The 18,057-nt window shown below is 46.8% G+C and carries 14 protein-coding genes; 12 read left to right on the forward strand and 2 right to left on the reverse strand.

Annotated features, from left to right (window positions below; translation table 11 throughout):
• The first annotated feature begins 29 nt into the window (after window positions 1-29).
• The 5 genes from MHM87_RS15705 to MHM87_RS15725 are packed head-to-tail and all read left to right on the forward strand — an operon-like array spanning window position 30 to window position 8,231.
• Window positions 30-1,484 (forward strand): TolC family protein, encoded by a 1,455-nt coding sequence (locus tag MHM87_RS15705; protein WP_239260086.1) that lies wholly within the window; start codon window positions 30-32, stop codon window positions 1,482-1,484.
• Window positions 1,481-2,959, forward strand: a complete 1,479-nt coding sequence (locus MHM87_RS15710; RefSeq protein ID WP_239260088.1) for an efflux RND transporter periplasmic adaptor subunit — start codon at window positions 1,481-1,483, stop codon at window positions 2,957-2,959. Before MHM87_RS15705 ends, MHM87_RS15710 begins: the two co-directional genes overlap by 4 nt.
• Window positions 2,949-6,176, forward strand: coding sequence for an efflux RND transporter permease subunit (locus MHM87_RS15715; protein WP_239260090.1), 3,228 nt, complete (start codon window positions 2,949-2,951; stop codon window positions 6,174-6,176). Before MHM87_RS15710 ends, MHM87_RS15715 begins: the two co-directional genes overlap by 11 nt.
• Window positions 6,148-6,888, forward strand: a complete 741-nt coding sequence (locus MHM87_RS15720) for a response regulator transcription factor (RefSeq protein WP_239218007.1) — start codon at window positions 6,148-6,150, stop codon at window positions 6,886-6,888. Before MHM87_RS15715 ends, MHM87_RS15720 begins: the two co-directional genes overlap by 29 nt.
• Window positions 6,882-8,231: a HAMP domain-containing sensor histidine kinase gene (locus MHM87_RS15725; protein WP_239218005.1), complete on the forward strand. Its 1,350-nt coding sequence runs from the start codon at window positions 6,882-6,884 to the stop codon at window positions 8,229-8,231. Before MHM87_RS15720 ends, MHM87_RS15725 begins: the two co-directional genes overlap by 7 nt.
• 131 nt (window positions 8,232-8,362) lie before the next feature.
• Here the strand turns inward: MHM87_RS15725 and MHM87_RS15730 are convergent, their stop codons facing one another.
• Window positions 8,363-9,175 carry a TIGR04211 family SH3 domain-containing protein gene (locus tag MHM87_RS15730; protein WP_069943706.1) on the reverse strand — a complete coding sequence of 271 codons (813 nt, stop codon included), beginning with the start codon at window positions 9,173-9,175 and terminating at the stop codon, window positions 8,363-8,365.
• On the opposite strand from MHM87_RS15730, the gene MHM87_RS15735 reads away from it, so the two are divergent.
• Both MHM87_RS15735 and MHM87_RS15740 read left to right on the forward strand, forming a co-directional pair.
• Complete coding sequence (locus tag MHM87_RS15735) at window positions 9,138-10,643, forward strand: CYTH domain-containing protein (RefSeq protein ID WP_239260092.1); 1,506 nt, start codon at window positions 9,138-9,140, stop codon at window positions 10,641-10,643. The two genes, MHM87_RS15730 and MHM87_RS15735, sit on opposite strands and share 38 nt — an antisense overlap.
• 76 nt (window positions 10,644-10,719) lie before the next feature.
• A complete protein-coding gene (locus tag MHM87_RS15740; protein ID WP_239260094.1) occupies window positions 10,720-11,799 on the forward strand; it encodes a DNA mismatch repair protein in 1,080 nt (359 codons plus the stop codon).
• 32 nt (window positions 11,800-11,831) lie between these two features.
• Here MHM87_RS15740 and mutH read toward each other — a convergent pair whose 3' ends face one another.
• On the reverse strand, window positions 11,832-12,509 hold the full coding sequence (gene mutH / locus MHM87_RS15745; protein ID WP_014948178.1) for a DNA mismatch repair endonuclease MutH: 678 nt from the start codon (window positions 12,507-12,509) through the stop codon (window positions 11,832-11,834).
• Window positions 12,510-12,622: 113 nt separating this feature from the next.
• Between mutH and rppH the strand changes: the two genes are divergently transcribed.
• The 5 genes from rppH (at window position 12,623) to MHM87_RS15770 (ending at window position 18,049) form a co-directional block, all read left to right on the forward strand.
• Window positions 12,623-13,165 carry an RNA pyrophosphohydrolase gene (rppH, locus tag MHM87_RS15750; protein WP_014948179.1) on the forward strand — a complete coding sequence of 181 codons (543 nt, stop codon included), beginning with the start codon at window positions 12,623-12,625 and terminating at the stop codon, window positions 13,163-13,165.
• Window positions 13,166-13,288: 123 nt separating this feature from the next.
• Complete coding sequence (gene ptsP, locus MHM87_RS15755) at window positions 13,289-15,580, forward strand: phosphoenolpyruvate--protein phosphotransferase (RefSeq protein ID WP_039224899.1); 2,292 nt, start codon at window positions 13,289-13,291, stop codon at window positions 15,578-15,580.
• A 3-nt stretch (window positions 15,581-15,583) separates the two neighbouring features.
• Window positions 15,584-16,390, forward strand: coding sequence for a sulfite exporter TauE/SafE family protein (locus MHM87_RS15760; RefSeq protein ID WP_239260096.1), 807 nt, complete (start codon window positions 15,584-15,586; stop codon window positions 16,388-16,390).
• Window positions 16,391-16,394: 4 nt separating this feature from the next.
• Entirely contained in the window at window positions 16,395-17,207 is an 813-nt protein-coding gene (gene lgt / locus MHM87_RS15765; protein ID WP_239260098.1) for a prolipoprotein diacylglyceryl transferase, read from the forward strand.
• Window positions 17,208-17,215: 8 nt separating this feature from the next.
• Window positions 17,216-18,049, forward strand: a complete 834-nt coding sequence (locus MHM87_RS15770) for a thymidylate synthase (protein WP_239260100.1) — start codon at window positions 17,216-17,218, stop codon at window positions 18,047-18,049.
• Window positions 18,050-18,057 lie beyond the last annotated feature (8 nt).

Consider the following 18,057-nt stretch of genomic DNA (forward strand, 5'->3'; position numbering starts at 1 on the left):
AGCTGTGCGCCAAATAATAGGCACAAGTCATGGGCAAGATAAAACTGACGGTAAATAGCATTACCCTTTGCATTTTGCTGTCTGCATGCACAAGTACTGATGACAGAGCGTTGAGCGAATCGGCATCGTCGTCAACGGGTAACAACGTTGTGTGGCAGTCTCAAGCACGGCAACAAGAATCAACACAAACCTTGCTGCTGAATTCGGACACGACGTTAACCGATATCATTGATATCAAAGAGTTACCTCACTTAGCCGGTTACATTGATGAAGCCCTGTCTTCTAATGCTAGTCTGCAGCAGTCGTTAATAACGCTTAGAAAAGCACAAGTAGCCATAGATAGTGCAAAAGCGGATAGGAACCTTAATGTTGACGCGAGCTTCTCTGCGTCAAAAAGTGAAACCACCAATAGCAGTGCATCTACCAGCTCAAATACCAACTCCAGTACGAGCTTTAATTCGAGCAGTCAGAGCTATAACGCGAGCATGAACGTCAGTTGGGAGCTGGATCTATGGCAAAAAATCAGCGATGGAATAAGTGCAGCAAACTTAGATGCAGCAAGTGCCAGAGCCAGCTATCAGTCTGCCAGAGATTCTCTGGTCGCTAACGTAGTAAGAAGCTATATCGACGTACTCACTCAGCAGCAATTACTGAATATTGAGCAGTCTCGGTTAACAGTACTAGAAAATAACGAAGCCGTTATTTTAAAGCGCTATAGCACTGGGCTGGGAAGCCTAGACGATTTAGATACTGCGCGTACAAGCAGTGCAAATACTCGCGCTACTATTGCCCAATATGAAAATGCACTTTTAACAGCAAAGCGCACGTTGGCCGTACTCTTAGGCAGACAAAACCAATCGCTAAACGAGCTCAACACTCAAGTTAGTTTTCCCGACGTGTTATTGCCGCTAACAACTTTGCCGAAACAGGATCTGGCACGTAGACCCGATCTTCAGGCGGCCTTTTATGCGTTAAAAGCAACAGAGTTTAAAGTCGATGTGGCGTACAAAGCCCTGTTGCCAAGCATTAGCTTGTCTGCATCCCTTTCTGATAATGCCTCTACACCTTCACAAGCTTTGTTTACTAACCCTTTGTGGAGTTTGCTTGGACAGATGACCACGCCACTGTTTCAGGGGGGCGCTCTAAGGGCGCAAGTTGAAGATGCAAAGCTAACCTCAGCCAATGCCTGGTGGCAGTATCGCGAAACGTTATTAACGGCGGTACAGGAAACCCAAAATGCGCTGGATAGCGAGACTGCGTTGAGTGCTCGAATTAGCCACACCAACGTGGCGTTAGCAAATGCAGAGCGCAGCGTCTCTACCATTGAAGGTCAGTATCGACAGGGCCTTGCTGACATCTTGGACTTACTTTCCGTATATGACACGCGCTTTAACTTACAAGCTCAGGCAGTTGAGCTGCACGCCCAGAAATTACAAAACCGAATTGACTTAGGCCTAGCCCTTGGCCTTGGAGTGTCACAATGAGAAACAAACGAATTATTGTAACCTTACTCGCCGCTGCAAGTATTGCGCTAGCGGTTATGTATACCATGATGAATATGGGTGCCCAACATCCCGGCGCAAAACCGCAGACCGAATCAAAGCCAACGTCTCCAGCAATTTCAGCGAATGCTGAGCAACCACAAAATGCCGCTCAGGCAAAGAAAACTGCAGGTGGTGAAAGGACAGCAGCATTACCTGCTGCCGATAGCGGTGTGAACAGGCTTAACAAGGCAAGCGACACGTCATCAGTGAATACCACTAATCGCAGCCCAAAGGGAGAACAAAGCGGCAATACTCAGCTGGCTCAAGTAGGCGTTATTGATGTAACCGCCGACAGCTATAACGCTAAGGTGAGGGGGTATGGTCAGGTTGTTCCGCAAGATAGTTTGAGCTTAGTCGCACAGGTTAGTGGTCAAGTTACTGAAATATCTTCGTCTTTTAAAACTGGTGCCCTAGTGGCAAATAACACGGTATTGGCACGTATTGATGACACCAACTATCAACAGGCGTTAGCAAGTGCAAATGCTACCTATCAAGCGGCTGTGGTAAGTCTAGAAGAAGAGCGATTACAGGGTATTCAAGCGAAAGATGAATGGACACGTTCAGGGCTTGATGGTGAACCTTTATCGGCATTAGTACTGCGTGAGCCACAGCTAAAGGCGGCTCAGGCCACTTTGGATGAGACCGAGCAAAGTGTAAATTCAGCCAAGCGAGATTTGGCGTTTACCTCGTTACGTGCACCTTTTAATGCATTGGTGGTCAGCCGTGACATTGCGCTAGGGAGCTATGTTCAAGCTGGCAGTGCGGTCGCCACACTCTATTCTGCAGATATTGCCGAAGTGGCTATTGGTCTTTCACCTAGCCAATGGGCTCAACTACCTTCTGGTGATGAAACGCAGTTGTCTGGTGATGCCTCCCTTAACTGGCCGGTAACGCTTACCGATACCACTACAGGAAATACCTGGGTTGCTAATATCGTTCGCGCTGAATGGCATCAAAGCGATACAACGCGTCAGCGAAACGCCATAGCGGTTATTGAAAAGCCGTTAGCATACTCAACGCCTCTTTTATTCGGCAGCTTTGTGCAGGCAGATATTGAAGGAAGAGCTCTCGACAATGTGTGGAAACTGCCGGCTTCTGCTATCTCGCAAAAGCAAGAAGTATGGTTAGTAATGCCATCTACCGGGCAGTTGGCAAAGTTCACGCCTTCGGTTTTGTTTGAAAGCGAAGGTTATGCCTACATTACCCCGCCAAAAAACAGTGAAATTACGGGCGATATTGTGAGTAATGTTGCGGGTAAAACCTCGGGTAACGCTAGCGGCAACAGCATGTCAGAACAGGTTGGCGAAATACGCCAAGCGCTGGTGGTTGCACGCCCTTTAAACAGCTATCTGGTGAATACCAAAGTATTGCCTGTGGTGGAAGGACAAACAGGAGGGCAAGCTGATGACAAATAATCGAAACGGCGCGCCGTTTGGCGGGGGCGAGAGTCCGAAAAACAATAGGAATGGTGGGAATAACGCCCGGGGAATTATCGCTTGGTTTGCGCAGAACTCAGTAGCGGCCAATTTGCTCATGGTCAGCCTTATCGTGCTTGGCTTGGTTTCCATGAACGATATCCGCAAAGAGGCATTCCCAAGTATGGAGCCACGCTTTGTTACCATTTCAATGACATACGATAGTGGTGGCCCTAAACAAGCAGAAGAAGGGATAGCTATCAAAATTGAAACCGCTCTGGAGGCAATCCCTGGGATTAAGCGAATTACGTCTACCTCGAACGCCAGCGGCGCCAGTGTGCAGGTAGAAAAGGAAACCGAATACGATTTAGACACGCTTTTCAACGACATCAAAACCGAAGTAGATAGTATTTCTAACTTCCCATCTGATGCTGAAAATCCAGTTATAAGCAAAGCACGCCGACAAGAGCACGCTATTTGGGTGCAGCTCTATGGTGACGTCGACCACGCTTCACTTCAATACTTGGGGGAGCAGTTAGAGCGAGATTTACTGGCAACAGATGACATTCGCGAAGTCAGCGCAGGCAGCTTTGTCGACCCTATGATGTCTATTGAAATAGACGAAGGTAAGCTTCAAGCCTACGGATTAACGCTGTCAGACGTGGCTGATGCCGTTAACCAGGAGTCGAATACCGCGCTTACAACCAGCTTGCGCAACAAAGAAAAAGTGATTCGTTTAAAAGCGTCTGAACAGTCTTACTGGGCGAAAGATTTTGCCAACATCCCCCTCATTACCGATACCAATGGCGTCATACTCACCGTTGGCGATGTTGCTACAGTGCGCGATATGTTTGCCGACGACAGCTATCACTTGTCACGTTACAACGGTACCAATGGCTATGGCATCCAGGTGCTTATGGACGAATATGGTGACGTAACAAAAATGGTACAGCAGGCTCACGGAGTAGTGGACGCATGGCACGAAAAAGGCTTGCTACCTGAAGGCGTAGAGCTTGAAACCTGGTATGACAAAAGCACGCTTATTACCGAGCGATTGACGTTACTTACCAGCAATGCGCTTATGGGCATTGTGTTGGTATTTGTTACTCTTGCCGTGTTTCTAAATTTACGCGTGGCATTTTGGGTGGCGGCTGGGTTGCCCTTTATCTTCTTCGGCACCTTGTACTTCATGACCGACAGCTATACGGGAATGACGTTAAACGAAATGACCACATTCGGTTTTATCATGGCCCTTGGCATTGTGGTGGACGATGCCGTGGTGGTGGGGGAAAGCGTGTACGCCACGCGTAAACAGCATGGCGATACGCTTCAAAACACCATTTTAGGTACCCATAAAGTGGCGGTTCCCACACTGTTTGGTGTGCTAACCACAGTGGCCACTTTTTTCGCATTATCGAACGTATCGGGCGGCTTAGGTACGCTTTATTCTCAGTTCGGCACTATCGTTACCTTGTGTTTGTTGCTGTCGGTGGTGGAATCGAAGCTGATCTTACCTTCTCATTTAGCCCATCTGCCAACCAAGCAAAAAGCGCGGGGGGGATTAGGTGGCGTATGGAACAAAGTGCAGCAAAAAGCGGATGGTGGACTTCAGTGGTTTAATTACCGCGTGTATCAGCGCCTGTTGAAAGTCACCGTAGCGTACCGTTATGCCGCTGTATTGTTGTTTATTGCCTTATTTGTCATGGTGGTTAGCCTACCGCTCACAGGTGCGGTAAGAGTAAGCTTCTTCCCCAGTATGCAGGACGATACGGTTTCGGCCAATATGTCGCTTTACAGCGATGCCAGCTATGGACAGAACGAACGCAACTTAATGCTGCTAGAGAAAAATGCGCTAGAGGCAGACCGCCAATTAACCCAAGAAAACGGCGCAGATAAAAGTGGCATTAGCAGTTTGCAAGTAACGGCGAGTGGCGATCAAAGCGGCACAATCACCATTTCACTTGATGAAGACTCCTCTTATTCTCTTGATGAATTGTCGTCACGCTGGAATGCGTTAACTGGCAATTTAGAAGGCGTAAAAAGTCTAAAAATACGCTCACGCCGAGAGATGGTCGACGGGTTTAACGTTGAAATTAAAAGCATTAACGACGATACCCTGACGGCGGCTAACGATGCCTTTATTGAAGTACTTAACAATATCGATGGTGTATATGCAGTTGAGAGCTCGCTGACACCCGGCGAAGCCATGATGCGCTTTGAACTTACCCCCGAAGGACGAGCGTTGGGGTTGAATACGCAAAGCCTATCGCAACAGCTGTTAAAAGCATTTGGTGGCGAAATTGTTCAGCGCTATTTGCGCGATAAAAACGAAGTAAAAGTGCGGGTGCGTTATCCCGAACAAGACAGAATGAATCCGTCTGATGTAATGAACACGCAAGTGCGTCTGGACGACGGCACCGTAGTACCGCTTTCTGTAGTGGCTAACGTTATTCAAGATGTACAAGAAAAACAGGTGGTACGTATAGACGGCCTACGCGCCTTAACGGTTAGCGCGTCGGTGGATAGCGATGTTATCACCTCTACCGAACTGGTGAATTACTTAAACAACGAGTTTGTTCCTCAGCTATCGCGTCAGTATCAGGACTTATCGCTTTATTTTGCCGGTGAGGCTGAGCAGCAAGCTGAAACGCAAAGCTCTATGCAGAGCGTGTTTATATTAGCCTTGTTGTCTATTTTTGCGTTGTTGGCGATTCCGCTTAAATCCTACGTACAGCCGCTTATTATTATGACCGCCATCCCCTTTGGTATAGTCGGAGCCATTATCGGCCACTGGTCGAATGGATTAATGATAAGTCTGCTCTCGCTGAACGGCATATTGGCGCTTAGCGGTGTGGTGGTTAACGACAGCTTGTTGTTGGTTTCACGATTCAACGCTTTGCGAGAAGAAGGTGTGCCGGTGGAAACGGCAGTTATTGAAGCTTGTACCAGTCGCCTACGGGCTGTGTTGTTGACCTCAATTACCACCTTTGTAGGCTTATACCCCATATTGGGCGAAACGTCGGTACAAGCGCAATTCTTAATTCCGGCAGCCGCGTCGCTGGGTTACGGTATATTGTTTGCCACCGTCATCACACTTTTATTAATACCCGCATTACTGTTAATTTATGACGATGTAAGCCGTTTAATGGCAAAGCATTTGGTTAAACCTTTAACGGAGAGTACGGCTAATGATTCGCGTGTTACTAGTGGAAGATGATATGGGCCTGGCGGGCAATATTATCGACTATTTAGAGCTTGAAAACATGGTATGTGACCACGCTGCAAACGGTGTAGCCGCGCTGTCTCTTATCCAAAAGCATCCGTTTGATGTCGTGGTGCTGGACATTAATTTACCGCGACTTGATGGCTTAAGCGTATGTGAGAGGGTGCGGGAAGACGGCAACGATACGCCTATTATTATGCTAACCGCCCGTGACCAGTTGGAAAACAAGCTAGAAGGGTTTCAAAAAGGCGCCGATGACTATTTAGTGAAGCCGTTTGACATGCCCGAACTGGTTGCCCGGGTTTTCGCACTGGCACACAGGCGTTCATCACAAGTGAAAAAGCTGCGCTTTGGCAACGTAAGTTTAGCAATGGGAAGCGACGTAGTAAGTGTTGAGAACGTGCCTATTAAGTTAAGCCCCACAGCATTTACGCTGCTAAAGGCATTGTTACAGCAACAAGGAAAAGTTATGCCACGAGAGCGCCTTCTTGATGCGGTTTGGGGAGAAGATGCGCCAGAGAGTAATGCGCTTAAGGTACATCTTCACAATCTGCGCAAATCACTGGTACAAGCAAATGCCAATATAGAGGTAAAAGCAGTAGCCGGCACAGGGTTTTGTGTGACGTTTAAACCAGAACAGTCCAGTTCAGAGCAAAGTACAAGCGCGGAACCAAAAAGTACAAATAAAGGAAACGATCAGTGGTAAATGGCCTTCGCATCAGCTTAAGACGCTACGTCTTGTGGTCGCTATTAAGTTTGGCCGCCGTAGTTATTGTGCTCTTTTCAATACAAAGCAGCGATAGCTTTTTCGATGGTATGGACGGCATGCTGAGAAATACCATGATACGGGCGGCAGAAAGCGCAGAGCTTGATGACAACAAGCATGCTCAAATTCTCGATTTACATGTTTTTGCGAACTACGAGAGTTTGCCTGACGAAGTGAAGCAGAGCTTTTCTAAAGAGAGCTTTATACCGTTTTCACTTATGAAAGATATCAACAAACCTGATTGGTTTTCCCGTCCTATTTCGGCTCGCTTTGCTGTGTTAGTTCCGTTGGAAAATGGAGAATCGCGCTATGTTACCCAAGTGTTTGTCGCGCCACCTTCTGATGGCAAAAAACACTTTAGAATAAACCATGTTATTTACAGCGCCATTGTGGGCGTAGTTGCACTGGTTTCGTTTTTTGTCGCCTTGCTTTTTCTTATGCGCAGCGTGTCTCGCCCCATAGAGTCATTGCAGAGGTGGGCGGCGTCTTTGGATGAACAAGAGCTCGATAAGCCTATCCCGGAGTTTCGTTATAAAGAACTTAACGCGCTAGCAGGGATGATACATGGCAGTTTGCAAAACGTGCGCAACACCCTAAATCGAGAACGGGAATTTGTTAACCACGCGAGTCACGAGCTTAGAACGCCGATTGCCGTCATTAGAAGTAGCGCGGCATTATTGCACAGAGTGATCGATGGTGAAAATACTAAAGGAAATAACGCGCTTGCGCGGGTGGATCATGCCTCAAAAACCATGGCAGATTTGACCGAAACTCTACTTTGGCTAGGAAGAAATGAAGAAGCAGCTTTACCCAAAGAAAAGGTTAACCTTAAAGCAATGGTTGAGGCTCTAAGCCAAGATTTAATGTATTTGCTGTCGGGAAAAGACGTGAGTGTGCAGCTGCAATTGAGCGATTGTGAGTTAACGCTGGCCAAAACGGCGAGCGAAATTGTGATAGGAAATGTGATTCGAAACGCTTATCAGCACACGCAGCAAGGAAGAGTCACAATAAGTCTTTCAGATGCAACGCTCACCGTGCTCAACGAAGAGGACGGCCTTGAAGAAGAGGCGCTTAACGAAAAAGGCCAAGCGACTTTATCTGCGCCGACTATCAGTGAATTAGATGGCGGATTTGGAATAGGGTTAAAACTCATTGATAAGCTTTGTGCGAAGCTTAAATGGGGTTATGCACATGAGAGGATAACAGCCCGAGGGTCACACGATGAACAAGGTGATGTTTCTCGTATGACAAGAGGGTATAGAGTGTTGCTTACAGTACGATAATAGGCGCATATAACTCATCAAAGTGTTTGCACGTTGTCACTCCTAATCCATTTACCGAAACGAGCCCAATAGAAAACGCCGATGCTAACATCGGCGTTTTCGTTTTTTAGCGTCCAGCTTTAAAACCTACACTACATCCATTCGCTGTTTCTACGCTTGCGTTTAGGAAGGTAAGTGAGCATTACACCAAGCAATATCCCCACGCCTGCCACTATGCCACCGCGAGTAAACCAGGTAACAAGCTCGTCTTTATTAGCGCTTTCAACCTTAGCCGTTAAACGAATAATTTGAGACGCTTGCTCGTCGTTTGTGGTGGTAAGTTTAGACACCTTTTGGCGAGCATCGTTAAGCTGCTGACGAAGTTTGGCATTTTCTGATTGTGCAGCTTGAAGTCCACTTTGGCTCTCAGCTAGCTTCTCACTTATGATTGGCAATTGCTCGGCTTGCGACATGGTATTAGACACAAACTTACTTTCAACCCAGCCTTTACGTCCTTCGTTGTCGGTAATTTGGGTAAATTCAGCATCATTGTCGCGGGAGAGCACAGTAATAGGTGTGCCCGCCTCAATTGAACCTAGAATGCGGTAGTTACGACCAGGTCCAGTATGCATAAAGATAAACAAGTCATCTCTTATGTAATGCGAAGAAGACGCTTCTAAATCAGCGGTATCTTGTAGCGAAAATGCTTGAAAAGAGCATGCAATAAGGGCTGCTGCTAACCACTTTCGAATCATATGAAGTCCAATTTTAGAATTTAAAACGTGAAGATGGTATTGGTTGACCGCGATAAAGGCAAGTTTGTTCCACTTTTGTCTAATTAAAGCATCTTGTTTCATGGCGCCAGCATTGCGAAAAGTAAGCGACAAAGGTAAGGTGTCAGCATCATAAGCTGTGCCTAGCGCAACCATGTCAGAAATAGAATTAAAATTTGTAACGGGTGACAACGCCCACCATGCGTTTACTCAACGTGTACTTCCTCTTTTCGAAAAAAACAGTATTCAGGTTAACTCTCATCGTGAAATGCGCCTTGAAAACGACTATTACGATACCGATAAGCTCGATTTTCAAAACAATAAAATGGGCTTTCGTGTTCGAGGTAACAATGGTGAATACGAACAGACGCTAAAGACTAACGGCGTGGTCAGCGGTGGTCTGCACAAACGCATGGAATACAATGTGAGCCTTGATAATTCAAGGCCCGACCTCACGCTATTTGAAGCCAGCGCTTGGCCCCAGGATTGGGATGTGGCGGCAAAAAACACGCGGCTATCTAAACAGTTTAGCACTCACTTTACTCGCAATGCCTATGTGGTTAGTGTGGGTGAAAGTGTGGTTGAGATTGTGCTGGACTGTGGTGAAGCAAGTACAGAAAAAGCCAGTTCCCCAATCAACGAAATAGAGCTTGAGTTGATGTCAGGTGATATCAACAGTTTGTTTACGTTAGCTGTGCTAATAAACGACAACATGCCGGTACGCCTTAGTGATGTATCAAAAGCGGCGCAGGGATATCAATTACTTCACGGTTTTAACGCTAAAGTTCGACACCTGCCAGATTTCCTTGCGCTTGAAGACACAACCACCACGGAAGAAGCATTTAGCCACGCGGTTCAAACTGCATTGGCGCATTGGCAGCACCACGAGCATGTGTTTTGCGAAAGTGGTTCAATAAAAATGCTCGCGGAAGTCGCCAAGAGTGTACGCTTGTTACTTCAAAGTGTATCGCTTTACTTGCCGGTTCTGCAGTGCCCTGAGCTACTAGCCCTGCATAAAAAACTGGTCACCCATGCGCAAAAGTGGGGTTGGCAAGACGACTTACAAAGTTTGCGTTACTTGCTCTCTAAAAAGAGCATGTTTAACAAAACACTCAGCAAACATCCTGCAGTAGTAAGCTATTTGCAAGGACGACAAACAGGCTTAATGCAGGCTCATGAGCCTGAAAAGCTGTTTTTCGACAACGATGCCACAGACATTAAGCTACACGCCATAAGTCTTATCCAGAATAAGCCGTGGCAAAAAGTCGCAACGGGTTTTGACCATCCGGTGCTTGATCATGCAAAAGGTTGGCTGTCGCAAGGTTGGCAAACTGTACAGCAAAGCATGCCGCTAAATAAAACCATGGGGCCTGCCAATTACAGCGCTGTAGAAGTGATGCTTAGGCAGACATTATGGAGTGGGTTTCTGCTGGGTGACTTGTTTGTAGAAGAGCGGGGTAATTTTCGCGCGCCGTGGTTAGATTTGCTCACTGGTATTGATGAGCTGAATGCGCTGCTTATGTTAAAGCAGTCAATAGACGACGCCGAAGTAGACTCTCATGACGAGGTGCGAAAATGGACGTCAGAAAAGCTCAGTACATTAATTCGTATTATGGAACGAACTCGCACAGTGGCTATGCAACGTGACGTTTACTGGTAATTGTTTTCTATGTATATGTGGTTACTGTAAACATGCACGGTAAAGGCAACTCGAATCTCAAGGATGGAGGGCGCTGATGACCTCAGCCATAAATGACTATTTCCTTTACGCACTGCTTGGCATTTATGCCATTGGCTTTGTGCGTCTGTTCGTTCAAAAAGTCAATTTACGCAGTGGACGCTGGCTAACGGCAGCGTTTTTGTGCTGGCCTGTGTTTATGCTGGATGAGTGGCTCCGTATGGCAAATGCCACAGGACTGGCTAGTATCTACGGGTTATCAGAAGTATTTGCTGTTATCGCGATTACGTGTTGTTACCGCGCAATAAAACCCATGCTGTTAGCTTATCCTACGGCAAGAAAGCGGCTGTGGTGGCCGGTAGTAGTGACCGGCGTTTTTCAGTGCGCCATTCTCCTAATACCCGTAGACGATAAGCAGCAATGGCTCTCATCGTCTCCTCATGGTCAGCCTCTGCTATTGTGGCCTGCCTACATAGCATCACTGTTAACGGGGTTTAGCGTGTTGCTCATAGGTATTCTTATTACCGAGCATATTCAAATGTACCATAGGCACTTACCAGAGCAGGCGGTGGATATAAAAAACCTGAGAATGCCTAGGCTTGCCGGAGTAATGGGGAGCTTGGTTGGTGTTGCGTTTATGAGTATTCTACTTGTGACGGCCGCAACATTCGGCTTCTTCCCTGTTCCTTTTTGGGAAGGGTTTCATCATCTGATGATTGGAACGGCAATTCTAGTTGTACTGTTTTCACTAACCTTTATACGACGGACGTCCCCGTCGCCACTCGATTACGAACGCTTAGATGAAGGCAAAGCAACGCCTTATGAAATTAGCAGTATTATTTCTAAAGCAGAACGCTACACCATAGAGTCAAAGGCGTACAAGGTTCGCTTCCTTACCCTCAGTGAGTTTTGTAAAGGGGCAGATATCGACCCCACCTCGCTCGCATTGGCCTTGCAACTTACCGAAAAGAAAAACTTTAGACGTTTCATTTTCCACTACCGCTTAGAGTACGCCAAGAATGTACTGCTGCGCAGCGACGCTAAACTTGAAGCCGTGGCAAAACGCATGGGGATAAATTCAGAAAAGTTTTTGAGTGAGTATTTGGTTAAACACCTAAACTCCACGCCGCTAAGATAAACAAGAGTATTGTGCTAGACGTTGAGTTCGCGTTAGCCACCAAATGCATTTATTAATATTTGATGGGTGAAGGTTTTACGTAAATAAAAGCCGCGAGGACGGGTTTTGATACGCTGACCTTCTGGCCCCAACGCGTCGGTGAGTACTTTCCCGTTTGCCGCCTTAGGACGTATGTGTAAGGCCTCGCCTTGACGAGAGGTGATCGACTCGACCTGTCCAGTTGCAATTTGCTCGACCAGTTCCTCCCAATCGTGTCTCAATACCGCATCTTCGTGTTCATTCGGTCGCCAGTAAAAGCCTGTTGCTACCCGCCTATGGGCCAGCGGAATAGCTCTGTCACCTTCAATTGGTAGCCACAATACCTGCTGTAGTTTGTTTCGCACGTTAGACGTTTCCCATGTAATGCCGGGCGCCATCAAAAGCGGGGCAAAACAGACGTATGTGGTTTCTAAAGGCGAAAAATGGGCGTCGATGGGAATGGTTTTAAGTTCGATGCCAAGTTCAGGAAAGTCCTGTTGAGGCTTCGAACCTGCACTCGCGCCCAGCCACTTCTCTATCAGCATGCCTGGCCACCCCTTATGACGTTGTAAATTGGCCGGAATGGCTACATTTGCCATGTCCGCAAGCTCTCCAAGCGTCAAGCCTGCTATCGCATGACAACGAGCTAAAAGGCTATCTGGAGATGACGGGGGAGACGCTGGTGGCTGCATAAATATGGTTAATTTCCTGTTTGAAAAGCGGGTACGAATATTAAGACTATGATTGGAGCATAGTTTGTGGAAGAATGAAAACATATAACAGTATAGTGTGCCCGGGAGTCTATGTGATAGATGCCGATGGATTCCGTGCGAATGTGGGCATAGTGATTTGCAACAAAATGGGTCAAGTATTTTGGGCAAGACGTTATGGTCAACATTCATGGCAGTTCCCTCAAGGCGGAATTGATGAAGGGGAATCTGCTGAACAAGCTATGTACCGCGAGCTTCACGAAGAAGTAGGGCTGACACCGAAAGATGTCACTATTTTAAGTGTTACCCGTAACTGGCTTAGATATAAGCTGCCGAAGCGATTAATTCGACAAGGCAGCAACCCTGTTTGTATAGGGCAAAAACAAAAATGGTTCTTGTTGCAGCTCGATTGTAACGAGCGAGACGTTAATGTACTTAAAACAGGTCATCCTGAATTCGATGACTGGAGGTGGGTAAGTTACTGGTATCCAATAAGAAACGTTGTATCGTTTAAGCGCGATGTATACAGACGAGTAATGAAAGAGTTCTCGCCTGTAGTTATGTCTGCGCAGCATCGGCCTCAACAGCGCCAAAACGCAGCGCCACATAAACGTGGCAAGAAACGCAGGCGTGGATAAGCGTATGCGAAGTTCAGGTACGCAAGAAAGAGGTGTGCAATATTGCGGTGTGCGGAGTAAGCAGCGAGTAAACTGCGAGTAAAAAAGGAAAAACCAGTGAGCCCTCAGAGCCAGCAAGGAACAATGTTAACCACGTTAAAGCGTATCGTGCAGGAAATGAATCAAATTCCTGCTCTCGATACGGCGTTGTTTAGGCTAGCCTCACGGGTTAAACAGACCCTAGATGTCGATTCATGCTCCATTTACCTTGCGGATTACGACACCCAAGAATTTATCCTTAAAGCCACTGACGGACTACATCCCGATGCAGTCGAGCAGGTACGCATTGGCTTCTCAGAAGGGCTTATCGGGCTGGTAGGTCAGCGGGAAGAGCCTCTTAATATCGTTAATGCTCATAGCCATCCTCGATTCAAACATTACCCCGAAGTTCAGGAAGAAAACTATAACGCCTTTTTAGGTACGCCTATTATCAACCAACGGCGTGTGCTTGGTGTTATTACCCTTCAGCAATCACAAATGCGCCGCTTCAGTGAAGACGAAGAAGCATTTTTAGTCACCCTTGCTGCGCAGCTCGCGTTAGAAATAACCAATGCTGATATTCGCGGGGCTTTAACGCTGTCAAATTCGAACGACAATACTGCGCGGCAAAAAAATGTGCGTGGTATTGCGGGTTCTCCAGGCCTTGCTATTGGCAAGGGAGTGTCTCCAGACAAATCAATTAACCTTAAAAACTGGGTCGTAAAGCGCACGCAATCTCCTCAAGATCAAATTCAACTCTATCGCAAAGGAGTTGAAGTTACGCGAGGTCATGTCGATGCGTTATCGAAGCGGTTAGATGACGGCATCCCCGACGATGTTAAGTCCATTTTTCAGCTGTATCATCATCTGCTAGATGCCAACAGCCTTGGGCGGGAAGTTGAAGAAAAAATTCGCCAAGGTTGGGATGCGGCGTCTTCATTAAAAATGGTTGTAGAAAGCTATGCCGCACGCTTTCAAGCAATGGACGACCCTTACATGCAAGAGCGTGCCATTGATATTGTCGATTTATCCGACCGTATTCTTGCTAACATTTTGTATGAAGCGAATGGCAAAAAGGTTACTGAAAAAACAATAACCGAAGCCAGTATTCTCGTAGCTGATGAAGTCTCAGCGCCTATGCTTGCCGAATTTCCAAGAGGTAAGCTAAAAGGCATTATTTCTATTCGCGGTTCAAATAACTCTCACGCGGCAATATTGGCTAGAGCCATGGGCGTGCCTGCAGTGATGGGCTGTCAAAACGTTACGCCAGCACTACTCGAAGACAAAGAGATTTTGCTTGATGGGTATTCAGGCGAGGTCATTGTATCGCCTGAACGTAACATCAAGTCTGAATTTATACAGCTCATTGAAGAAGAGTCGGCCATCGCAGAGAAAATTGACGCCGAGGCTGATAAACCTTGCGAAAGTGTTGATGGCTGTAGAATGTCTCTTTATATCAACGCTGGCCTTTCAGCTGAAGTCGAGCTAAACGCTGAACAAATTGGCGCGGGTGTAGGGCTTTATCGCACCGAGATCCCCTTTATGTTACGCGAGCGTTTTCCTTCAGAACAAGAGCAAGTAAAGCTGTACCGCCAAGTGCTTGAGGCCGCGCCTTCATTGCCTATCACTATGCGTACTCTCGACGTAGGAGGCGATAAGCCACTACCGTACTTCCCAATTAATGAAGAAAACCCATTTTTGGGGTGGCGAGGCATCCGCCTAACCCTTGATCATCCAGAAATTTTCTTGGTTCAGGTTCGCGCCATGCTGCGTGCAAGTGTAGGCCTAAGCAATTTGCAAATTATGCTGCCAATGATCTCCACCGTATCTGAAGTGCAGGAGTCTAAGCGACTAATTAATCAGGCATATTATGAAATTTGTGATGAGATTGCAGAGTCAGGACAAACGTTAACCAAGCCTAAGTTAGGTATTATGCTAGAAGTCCCGTCGGTACTTTATCAGCTACCTCAATTAGCAAAGCACGTGGATTTCTTTTCGGTAGGCAGTAACGACCTGACCCAATATCTGCTCGCGGTGGATAGAAACAATACGCGGGTGGCAGGGCTCTACAATAGCTATCATCCTGCGGTATTAGGGGCGCTTTACGACGTGGTTCAAAAAGCCAATCAAAATCAAGTGCCCGTAACTATCTGCGGTGAAATTGCAGGTGAGCCAGCTGGAGCATTACTGCTAATGGGAATGGGTTATCGCCGCCTAAGTATGAACGGCTTTAACTTAAGAAAAATAAACTGGCTTATTAGAAAAGTCACGCTGGATGAATGTAAGCAGTTACTGTCATTGGCGCTCACCTCTGTTAGCCAAGAAGAAGTTTTTGTGCACTTGAATCAATATCTTGAAACCAAGGGCCTGGGAGGCCTTATCCGAGCAGGTGCTTAAGGAATGGATCCGTTAGTTGTAATAGTTCTCAGCTGCCTTATTTTAGGCTCTGTGGTAGGTGTTCTGGCGGGTATGCTGGGCATTGGCGGTGGGCTTATCATCGTTCCTGTGTTGTCGTATTTGCTTATACATTTCATGGGAATGACCACTGAAACCGTAATGCCTGTCGCTATCGCTACCTCATTATCTACCATCATCTTCACAGGAATGTCGTCGGCCTTCGCGCATTACAAGCTGGGTAATATTCAAAGGCATGTTGTGCTTTACACAGGCTTAGGTATTGCTTTTGGCGCATTTGCCGGAGCTCAGGTAGCAAGCCATATTTCTGGTGAACTGCTTAAAGATGTGTTTGCGGTGCTGGTTATTTTAATTGCGATGCAGATGATATTTGGTAAGCAAAAAGCCTCAGAAAATGACGCATCAAAAGGTACGCTTGCGACTGTTGGTGGTGGAGCTGGCTTAGTAAGTGCACTTATGGGGATTGGTGGCGGTGCATTATTGGTACCTGCGCTGGTATGGTTTCGTGTTAATGTACGCGCGGCAATTGGCTGTGCTGCCTTTTGCGGACTTATTATTGCCGTTTTTGGTACCACGAGTTTTATTGTGGCCGGTTACAATGCGATAGATGTACCAGAACATAGTTTAGGTTATGTGTATTTACCGGCAACAGCTGGTATTGTTGCCACCTCTATGTTTACCGCAAACATAGGTGCAAAGCTTGGGCAGCGAGTAAATGTTCGTGTGTTAAAAGCGATGTTGGCGTGCTTACTCGTGTTGGTGAGCATTAGAATGATTTTAGGAATTGAATAAAGTAATGGAACAGAGCAGTTATCTGGTATTTCCCAGTATCGACCCCGTTATCTTCAGTGTCGGTCCGTTAAGTGTCCGCTGGTACGGCCTTATGTATTTGGTGGGCTTTATCGCCGCTTACCTATTGGCACAAAAGCGTCTTTCACGAACCAACTGGAGCCGTGAGCAGTTAAGCGACCTGCTTTTCTGGAGCTTCGTTGGCGTAATATTAGGCGGTCGAATAGGCTATGTGCTTTTCTACCAGTTTGGTATGTTTCTCGACGATCCCTTGTACTTGTTCAAAATTTGGGCTGGTGGAATGTCCTTTCACGGCGGGCTTTTAGGGGTGCTAACAGCCTTATTCTGGCGCGCCAAGTGTATGAACACGACCTTCCTTCGACTAGGCGACTTTGTTGCCCCGTTAGTACCCATCGGCTTGGGTGCTGGACGCATAGGTAACTTCTTAAACGCTGAACTTTGGGGGCGTAGCACCGATGTGCCTTGGGCGGTCATTTTCCCCAACGCGGGTAATATCCCTCGTCACCCATCACAGCTTTACGAGTTTGCGCTTGAAGGCGTACTACTCTTTATTATCCTATGGCTATATTCTGCCAAAAAGCGTCCAGTAGGGGCGGTCAGCGGCTTGTTCTTACTTGGTTACGGCACCTTCCGGTTTATCGTTGAATACTTCAGAGAGCCCGACGCACATATTGGCTTATATCAAATGGGACTAAGCCAAGGGCAACTTCTTTGTTTACCTATGATAGCTTTAGGAATAGGATTAATAGTCCGTGCTTACATGCGCGGAAAAGACCATGTTGAACAGCAAAAAATATAAGAATAACGATGAAAGAATATCTCGCTCTAATGCGCCATGTACGTGATACGGGTGTGAAAAAGGAAGATCGAACTGGTACAGGTACGTTAAGTGTATTCGGCTATCAGATGCGTTTTAATCTACAGGAAGGTTTCCCCTTGGTGACAACAAAGAAGTGTCACCTTAAATCCATTATTCACGAACTACTTTGGTTTCTTAAAGGCGAGACAAACATCGCTTATTTGAAAGAGCACGGTGTGAGTATTTGGGACGAGTGGGCTACCGAAGAAGGCGAGCTTGGTCCGGTTTATGGACACCAGTGGCGCAGTTGGGAGCGCGGTGATGGCACATCGGTAGACCAGATTGCCGAAGTGGTTGAGCAAATCAAAAACAATCCAGATTCTCGTCGACTTATCGTTAGCGGCTGGAACCCTGCAGTGCTCCCTGATACCAATTATTCTCCTAAAGAAAATGCAGCGATGGGCAAACAAGCATTGCCACCTTGCCATACACTTTTCCAATTTTATGTATTAGACGGTAAGCTTAGCTGCCAGCTTTACCAGCGAAGTGGCGATATTTTCTTGGGCGTTCCGTTCAATATCGCAAGTTATGCTTTACTGACCATGATGATGGCGCAAGTGTGTGATTTAGAGCCCGGCGATTTTATTCATACGCTAGGCGATGCGCATCTGTATTCAAACCATCTTGAACAGGTAGAGTTGCAGCTAAGTCGTGAGCCTTTCGAGCGCCCAACTATGGAAATTAATCCTGAGGTGAAAGATATCTTCGGGTTTTCCTTCGACGACTTCACGCTTAAAAATTACCAGTCACACCCACACATTAAAGCCCCTGTTGCCATATAAGGAGTTAC

The organism is Alteromonas sp. Cnat3-28 (assembly GCF_022348265.1).
Classification (GTDB): Bacteria; Pseudomonadota; Gammaproteobacteria; order Enterobacterales; family Alteromonadaceae; genus Alteromonas; species Alteromonas macleodii.

Bases quoted from the DNA above. Each gene is read 5' to 3' on its own strand.
- MHM87_RS15705 (WP_239260086.1), top strand. From the start codon at position 30: ATGGGCAAGATAAAACTGACGGTAAATAGCATTACCCTTTGCATTTTG.
- MHM87_RS15710 (WP_239260088.1), top strand. From the start codon at position 1,481: ATGAGAAACAAACGAATTATTGTAACCTTACTCGCCGCTGCAAGTATT.
- MHM87_RS15715 (WP_239260090.1), top strand. From the start codon at position 2,949: ATGACAAATAATCGAAACGGCGCGCCGTTTGGCGGGGGCGAGAGTCCG.
- MHM87_RS15720 (WP_239218007.1), top strand. From the start codon at position 6,148: ATGATTCGCGTGTTACTAGTGGAAGATGATATGGGCCTGGCGGGCAAT.
- MHM87_RS15735 (WP_239260092.1), top strand. From the start codon at position 9,138: ATGTCAGAAATAGAATTAAAATTTGTAACGGGTGACAACGCCCACCAT.
- MHM87_RS15740 (WP_239260094.1), top strand. From the start codon at position 10,720: ATGACCTCAGCCATAAATGACTATTTCCTTTACGCACTGCTTGGCATT.
- mutH (WP_014948178.1), bottom strand. From the start codon at position 12,509: ATGCAGCCACCAGCGTCTCCCCCGTCATCTCCAGATAGCCTTTTAGCT.
- ptsP (WP_039224899.1), top strand. From the start codon at position 13,289: ATGTTAACCACGTTAAAGCGTATCGTGCAGGAAATGAATCAAATTCCT.
- MHM87_RS15760 (WP_239260096.1), top strand. From the start codon at position 15,584: ATGGATCCGTTAGTTGTAATAGTTCTCAGCTGCCTTATTTTAGGCTCT.
- lgt (WP_239260098.1), top strand. From the start codon at position 16,395: ATGGAACAGAGCAGTTATCTGGTATTTCCCAGTATCGACCCCGTTATC.
- MHM87_RS15770 (WP_239260100.1), top strand. From the start codon at position 17,216: ATGAAAGAATATCTCGCTCTAATGCGCCATGTACGTGATACGGGTGTG.